8 protein-coding genes are annotated in these 7,181 nt (G+C 67.6%); 2 read left to right on the plus strand and 6 right to left on the minus strand.

The genetic code is table 11. The features are described from left to right. Window positions 1-317: 317 nt before the first annotated feature. The 4 genes from ACTOQ3_RS41510 to ACTOQ3_RS41525 all read right to left on the minus strand — a co-directional run bounded on the left by ACTOQ3_RS41510 (window position 318) and on the right by ACTOQ3_RS41525 (window position 2,646). Window positions 318-1,340, minus strand: coding sequence for an RDD family protein (locus tag ACTOQ3_RS41510; RefSeq protein WP_440089414.1), 1,023 nt, complete (start codon window positions 1,338-1,340; stop codon window positions 318-320). A 151-nt stretch (window positions 1,341-1,491) separates the two neighbouring features. Next, a complete protein-coding gene (locus ACTOQ3_RS41515) occupies window positions 1,492-1,884 on the minus strand; it encodes a hypothetical protein (RefSeq protein WP_440089416.1) in 393 nt (130 codons plus the stop codon). 217 nt (window positions 1,885-2,101) lie between these two features. Then, window positions 2,102-2,323, minus strand: a complete 222-nt coding sequence (locus ACTOQ3_RS41520) for a response regulator transcription factor (RefSeq protein WP_440089427.1) — start codon at window positions 2,321-2,323, stop codon at window positions 2,102-2,104. Further along, the gene (locus ACTOQ3_RS41525; protein ID WP_440089417.1) at window positions 2,296-2,646 is read right to left on the minus strand and encodes a hypothetical protein; all 351 of its coding nucleotides are present in this window, start codon (window positions 2,644-2,646) and stop codon (window positions 2,296-2,298) included. The genes ACTOQ3_RS41520 and ACTOQ3_RS41525 overlap by 28 nt, the downstream gene beginning before the upstream one ends. 290 nt (window positions 2,647-2,936) lie before the next feature. Here ACTOQ3_RS41525 and ACTOQ3_RS41530 point away from each other — a divergent pair, with 290 nt between their 5' ends. Both ACTOQ3_RS41530 and katG read left to right on the plus strand, forming a co-directional pair. Further along, on the plus strand, window positions 2,937-3,368 hold the full coding sequence (locus ACTOQ3_RS41530) for a Fur family transcriptional regulator (RefSeq protein WP_440089418.1): 432 nt from the start codon (window positions 2,937-2,939) through the stop codon (window positions 3,366-3,368). Window positions 3,369-3,383: 15 nt separating this feature from the next. Further along, window positions 3,384-5,654, plus strand: coding sequence for a catalase/peroxidase HPI (gene katG / locus ACTOQ3_RS41535; RefSeq protein ID WP_440089419.1), 2,271 nt, complete (start codon window positions 3,384-3,386; stop codon window positions 5,652-5,654). Window positions 5,655-5,825: 171 nt separating this feature from the next. Here the strand turns inward: katG and ACTOQ3_RS41540 are convergent, their stop codons facing one another. Beyond that, window positions 5,826-6,272 (minus strand): transposase, encoded by a 447-nt coding sequence (locus ACTOQ3_RS41540; protein WP_440089420.1) that lies wholly within the window; start codon window positions 6,270-6,272, stop codon window positions 5,826-5,828. 234 nt (window positions 6,273-6,506) lie between these two features. After that, window positions 6,507-7,181 (minus strand): Ig-like domain-containing protein (locus ACTOQ3_RS41545; protein ID WP_440089421.1); only part of this gene is annotated, 675 nt, incomplete at its 5' end.

A 7,181-nucleotide genomic window follows, 5' to 3' on the forward strand; every position in this document is an offset into this window, starting at 1 on the left:
CGGGCCGCGCTGATCGCTGGGCTCACCAAGTGATGGAGAGGTGATCGGTCGAGCCGGTCAGGGCGGGAAAGAGAAGGGGCTCGGATCCTGGCCGTTCGGATCGGTTCAATCTGGACCAGCGGACCAGCGCGCTCAGCCGGTCTGTCTGGAACGGCGTGGTGCGGCGGTGAACCGCAACCCGAACCGGGTCGTCACTTCACAGACACGCGTACCCCATCCGCCTGCTCATTCAGTCTGCCGCCGCCCTGCCCGCAGGGAAGCGGGGCGGATCCGAGGTCAAGGTGAAGCGCCCTGCCGGAGGTCGGCTGCCGGTTCCGCTACGTCTGGGCCTGGACCTTCGAAACCGTCCGTATGACGTCGGTGTTCGTCCATCGGTCGTGAAGCGCCCGGCCTTCAGGGTCGAGAAGCGCCCACACCCCATCCACGATGAGAACGGCGGGCCCGGCGAACGGCACGAAGATCAGGAGCGGGAAGATCAGCGTGCGAAGAGCCGTCCTTCCCACCGCCGGCCGTACCGTCGTCCTCGTGGAGACGAGGCCGATGCGCAGCAGGCGCTTGCCTGGTGTCCGTCCCCACAGGCTGTGTTGCGCCCAGAAGTACAGAAACACGAGGAACAGGACGAGTAACGGTTCGGGATCTGCGTTGTCCAGCGACAGCCCCGCCTCGTTCAAGAGCCCGTAGCCCAGGTGGATGGAGGGGAAGAACTCGTCGACGCCGGTCAGCACCAGGATGGGTTGGACGACGAAGGTGAGGACCACGATGACGATCGCGTAATCGACCAGTAGCGCCACCGGCCGGCGCCAGGTGACACCGGCCGACGAGGCGACCTCCGGCTGTTTCGAGGTGGCACCGCTCATCGTCTGGGTGACGAGCAGGACGAGCGCGGCGGCGCCCAGGAGGCAGAGTTGGGTGCTTCCCCAACTGCTCATCACCGTGGCGAACCACTCGGCACTGAGGATGGGGATCGGACCGCCGCACTCCTCCGCCGAGGTGTAGAGGGGAGTCGCCGGTTTGATGACCGCGATCAGAACGAGAACGCCCGCCGTTCGCCGGCCCACGCTCCGTGGATCCCTGCGGCCCAGGCAGGCGAGAAATCCCCCCAGGACCAGCAGCGCGGGGATGGCCCATGCCTCCACGTTCTGCATGATCCCGTCGAGATCGCCTCGCAGGGGGTCCAGGGGCGATGTCTCCCACACCCCGGAGCTCATGCAGACGTGCGTCTCGACCGGACCGGAGTGAAGCCGAAAGTGCCACTCCTCCCAGGTCGGGAAGGCGGCGACGGCCGCGGCCACCATCCAGGTCGGCAATGCCGGTCTCGACAGCCGGGGGAAGTTCGACAAGGTGGTCCTTTCACAGGCTGCGGCACACCTTAGCGATCTTGGGACGACATGCGCCGATGACCGACCGGGATCAGTGGAGAGGTGTTCCGACCGGTGGAACCCAGGAGGCTCATACTCCTGACATCCTGCTTGCGAAACGGCAGTGGCCTGGTCAGGCCGTCCGAGCTTTCATGGCGCGCCAGCCGAAGGTGGCGGTGCCGGCCAGGAGCACCACCCCGGACAGCACGCCGCTGACGAACGGTACCCAGGCGACGGCGGCCGTCGACGCCAGGACAAGACCGGCGGCGCCGAGCAGGGTGAGAACCACACCGGGTACGGCGATGCCCCGGTCCTTCCAGACCGGCGCCAACGCGATGAAGTGCACACCGACCACGAACGCCACCCAGGCCACGTTGGTCTGCTCCGGACGTCCCCAGGCGGCGAACATCCGGATTCCGCCGAAGAGCGGGATCGCCTCAGCGACGACGATCAGGTGGCCACGGCCGAACATGTTCCGGTGCGGGCCTGCGGTGGGCTGCTCCTTCCGGGCTGTGGCGGACCACATGGCGATGACGCTCGCGGCCCCCGGACAGGCGCGGCCACCCGCAGGAAGTTCACGGTCACGGTGTTCAGCGGGCTTTGCGCGTTGACGACGAAGACCGCGCCGACCAGTAATCCAGTCATCCGTTGCATGACCTCATTGAAATCGTGCCGGATTCCGCCCACATGGGGGCCAGGGCGAGGATGAGGTCCGCCTGGCACCACCGCGCCGCTCCGCGCAGCTACGCGAGCACCGCCGGCACCCGCCGGTTGTCGTCCTGAGTCACGGGCGGCTCGAGCTTGACGAACACGCCGGCCACATGCTTGCCGACGGCCGCCTCCATGATCGACAACGCGCGGGCGACAGCACTGTCGGAGCGCCCTTCGGCGAGCAGAGCGAGCACCTCGCGCTCGCGCGGGGTCAGCCGGTGCCGGCTCAGTGGCCTCCATTGCCCCTGGCCCAGGTCCGTTCGAACAGGTCGATGAGGATGGTGATCAGACCCTGCTGCCTGATCACCAGGGCGCCCGGCGAATAAGCCACGGGGATGATCCGGACGAACGCCGCTGTGCGCTCGAAGACGAGCACCTGCTGGATCGGCTCGTCGACGATCCGGTGCGAGTCACCGACGGCATGCGGTTCCCTGACCCGGGCCGCCTTACGAGGATCGTCCAACACGCGCGCGTGAACGATCGTGCGCATCGTCATGCCGCGCCGCAGGGCGTCGAGCACGCTGCGCCTGCTCTTCTGCTCCTGGCGGCCCTTCTCCGGCGAGCCCACCGGATGCATGGCGCGCAGCTCGCCCGCCGAGTGGGTGGCCTGCGCGATCCGCCGCCGGACGAGCTCATGGAGCGAGGCTCGACCGGCCCAGGCTTCACGACCTGCGCCATGCCTGTGCCTCGTTCCCGCTCACCTTGGGTGCCTCGCCTCGGGCCGTGACGAAGGCGCCGGGTCACAGCCGGATCGGGCTGATCATGAACACGTAGACGCATGTGCTCCCGGACGTCGAAGGAGACCTACCAAGACTTGAACCAGTCAATATCTTAAATTATTCATGTTCATGAGGGTATGTTGGAGTCATGACCGCATCCCAGCCCCCGACCACCGCCGAGGAGCTGCGAGGTGCCGGCCTACGGGTGACGGCGGCCCGTGTCGCGCTGCTCGAAACCGTCCGAAACGGCGACCATCTCGGTGTCGAGGCGCTCACCTCGGGAGTGCGTGACCGTATCGGCCAGGTCTCCCTGCAAGCCGTGTACGAAGGCCTCCACGCGCTCACCACCGCGGGGCTCGTCCGCCGTATAGAACCGCCGGGCAGTCCCGCCCTGTTCGAGGGGCGGGTCGGCGACAATCACCACCACATCGTGTGCCGATCGTGCGGTGTCGTCGCCGACGTCGACTGTGCGATCGGTGAGGCGCCCTGCCTGACGGCGTCCAACGATCACGGCTTCGTGATCGACGAGGCCGAGATCATTTACTGGGGCGTGTGCCTCAACTGTTCCACCGCCAGCTGATCCGGAAGGATTTCCATGACCGAGAACCACGACGCGATCGTCAACGACACGAAGAGCGGGGGTGAAGCAGGCGGCTGTCCGATCGCGCACGACTCCGTGACCGCGCGTGGCAGCGAGAGCGAGAACCCGGCCATCGACTCGCCGACTCCGAAGACCGGCGGTCGTCCGCACACGAACCGGGACTGGTGGCCCAACCAGCTCGACCTCTCGCCATTGCGCGCGCACTCCTCCAGGAGCAACCCGCTGGCAGAGGACTTCAGCTACGCCAAGGAGCTCGAGCAGCTCGACGTCGAGGCCCTCAAGCAGGACATCATCGAGGTGCTCACCACCTCGCAGGACTGGTGGCCGGCCGACTTCGGCCACTACGGCGGCCTGATGATCCGGATGAGCTGGCACGCCGCGGGCACCTACCGCATCCACGACGGTCGCGGCGGGGCCGGCGACGGCTCCCAGCGTTTCGCCCCGCTCAACAGCTGGCCCGACAACGCCAACCTCGACAAGGCCCGCCGGTTGCTGTGGCCGGTCAAGCAGAAGTACGGCCAGAAGATCTCGTGGGCCGACCTGCTCGTGCTCGCCGGCAACGTCGCCCTGGAGTCCATGGGGTTCAAGACCTTCGGCTTCGGTTTCGGCCGCGAGGACATCTGGGAGCCGGAGGAGATCTTCTGGGGTCCGGAGGACGCCTGGCTCGGCGACGAGCGCTACGTCACCGAAAATGAGATGTCGCCGGACGTCGGCGCGACCGAGATGGGTCTCATCTACGTCAACCCGGAGGGTCCCCGCGGCAACGCGGACCCGGCCGCGGCGGCGTATTTCATCCGCGAGACCTTCGGACGGATGGCGATGAACGACGAGGAGACCGTCGCTCTCATCGCCGGCGGCCACACGTTCGGCAAGACCCACGGCGCCGGGAGCGCGGACGGCCATGTGGGGCCGGAGCCCGAGGGCGCGCCGCTGGAGTCGCAGGGGCTGGGCTGGCTGAGCACCTACGGCAGCGGCAAGGGCAAGGACACGATCACCAGTGGTCTCGAGGTGACGTGGACCGACGTGCCGACACAGTGGAGCAACCGTTTCTTCGAGATCCTCTTCGGCTACGAGTGGGAGCTCACCACGAGCCCCGGTGGCGCGAAGCAGTGGGTCGCGAAGGACGCCGAGGCGATCATCCCCGACGCCCACGACCCGTCGAAGAAGCACAAGCCGACGATGCTCACGACCGACCTGTCGCTGCGCGTCGACCCGGCGTACGAGAAGATCTCCCGTCGCTTCCTGGAGCACCCCGACGAGTTCGCGCTGGCCTTCGCCAAGGCCTGGTACAAGCTGCTGCACCGCGACATGGGTCCGGTCAGCCGCTTCCTCGGACCGTGGGTCGCCGAACCCCAGCTGTGGCAGGACCCGGTGCCGGCCGTCGATCACGAACTGGTGGGTGACGGCGACATCGCCTCCCTGAAGGCCAAGGTCCTGGAGTCCGGCCTCACGACCGCCCAGCTGGTCTCCACCGCCTGGGCCTCCGCCGCGAGTTTCCGGTCCACCGACAAGCGCGGCGGCGCCAACGGCGCCAGGCTCCGTCTGGAGCCGCAGCGGAGCTGGGAGGTCAACCAGCCCGAGCAGCTCGCGACGGTCCTGGAGACCCTCGAGGGCATCCAGCGTGAGTTCAACGAGGCCGGCGGCGCGAAGATCTCGCTTGCCGACCTGATCGTGCTGGCCGGCTCGGCCGCCGTCGAGAAGGCGGCGCGTGAGGCCGGCGTGACGGTGACGGTGCCGTTCCGCCCGGGCCGCACCGACGCCACCCAGGAGCAGACCGACGTCGAGTCCTTCCGGGTCCTCGAGCCCCGCGCCGACGGGTTCCGCAACTACCTGTCCTCCGGCGAGAAGACCCCGCCGGAGGTGCTGCTCGTCGACCGCGCCTACATGCTCAACCTGACCCCGCCCCAGATGACCGTCCTCATCGGCGGCCTGCGCTCTCTCGGGGCCAACGTCGGCGGTACCCGGCACGGCGTCCTCACCGACCGGCCCGGCGTGCTCACCAACGACTTCTTCACCAACCTGCTCTCCCCGGGCACCCGGTGGAAGGCATCGGAGTCCGAGGAGCACGTGTACGAGATCCGCGACGTGAGCACCGATGAGGTGAAGTGGACCGCCACCGCGGTCGACCTCGTCTTCGGCTCCAACTCCCAGCTCCGAGCCCTCGCGGAGGTCTACGCCAGCAAGGACGCCTCCGACAGGTTCGTGACCGACTTCGTCGCGGCCTGGACGAAGGTCATGGAACTCGACCGGTTCGACCTCGCCTGATCCGTTTCCACCCGACGAGCCCGGTCGAGCCACCACGCTCGACCGGGCTCGTCCGCTGGCGGACCCGGCCAGACCACGCGCGGGTCACGGGAGACGCGCGGCGAGCCATGGGCGCCACCGGAGGCGGTGAAATGCTGCGCGATCGCCGCATCCAGATCGGCACGCCGCCGCTCACGAGCGGTGACAGCGCGGTCTTTCCACTTGTAGAACCAGGATCGCGAGACTCCCAACGCCCGGCAGGAAGTGATGCGGCTGATGCCGTGCTCGGTCTTCCGGGGGCGGGTGAAGGCCACCGTGCTCACCGGCCCATCGCCTCGTTGACCCATACACCGAGCGCTTGAGGACATCCCGCTCCATCTCCAGCTCGGCGCGTTCCTTGGCCCACTCAGCCCGCTGCCTGCGTAGCCTGGCGAGTTCCTCCCGCTCCGATTCGGCCAGTTCCCCGCCGTTGGTGTCCTGCTCGCGGGCCAGCCGATCCATCTGCATCCAGTTGGCCAGCGTGCCCGCGTTGATGCCCAGATCCTTCGCGACCTGCGCGATCGGCTTTCCTGTCTCCCGCACGATGCGGACTCCGCCCGCCCGGAACTCCGGGTCGAACCTGCGTCTGCTCTCTCCCACGACCCGACCTTCTCCTTAGGTCAGGTCTCCACGCTAGGAGGGGAAGTCCAGCAAAGGTAGGTGGACCTGTGCAGCAAGGGTTGTGTTGCCTTGCTGCACAGGAGCTTTGGCATCTGTTCCGTTTCTGTCCGCGTGGCCCTCGGCCGGGTGTCGTGGTGATGGTCAAGGAGCTGAGCGGTCGCGGGTCAGCGATCGATCAATTTGCGGTGTACGCACCCGAGGTTGCGTCCGCCTTCACGGCGTTTGTGTTGTGGCTGGGCAGGCCGGTGTTTCGAATGTCACGCCGTCCAGAAGGTTGCCGGTCGCCGGGTTACCACCTGCGGTCGACACCGACTCGAAGGAGAACCGGGTGACGGTCTGTCCCGGCGGGACGACGTAGGTCCCGGTGTAGCGGCGCCAGGCGGTGTTGCCGTCGGTGATGTCGGGGGAGGTGGCTCCGGCGGGGGTCTGGGCCACGGCCGCACCGGGAGCGCCGATGAGCACGTGCATCACGTCCGTGCCCGCGACGCCCCGGTGATACAGCGACCAGGTCATGACCGTTCCGGGAACGGTGGGCAGGTCCTGATACAGCGTGGAGAACTGGTTGGCGTTGAGTTCGGCGAACTGCTGCCCATCAGCTGATGGGACCCCGGTGTAGCCGGTACGCCAGAACTCCACCAGGCGGTCGCCGGCAGTGGTCTGCCAGCCGATACTCGGGTTGATCGAGGCATCGGGGAGCATCTGGAACCCGGTCACAGGTGGCGCCTCGAAGCTGCCGTTGACCAGGCGGATGGGCGTATCGGTGCAGGGGATGGTGACGGTGACGGTGGCAGTGGCAGTCCCGCAAGCAGTAGTGATGGTGTAGGTGAAGGTGTCGGTGCCGACGAAGCCCGGAGCGGGGGTGTAGACCACGTTGGTGCCGGAGATGGT

The sequence above is a fragment of the Streptosporangium sp. LJ11 genome (genome assembly GCF_051918945.1).
GTDB lineage: Bacteria > Actinomycetota > Actinomycetes > Streptosporangiales > Streptosporangiaceae > Streptosporangium.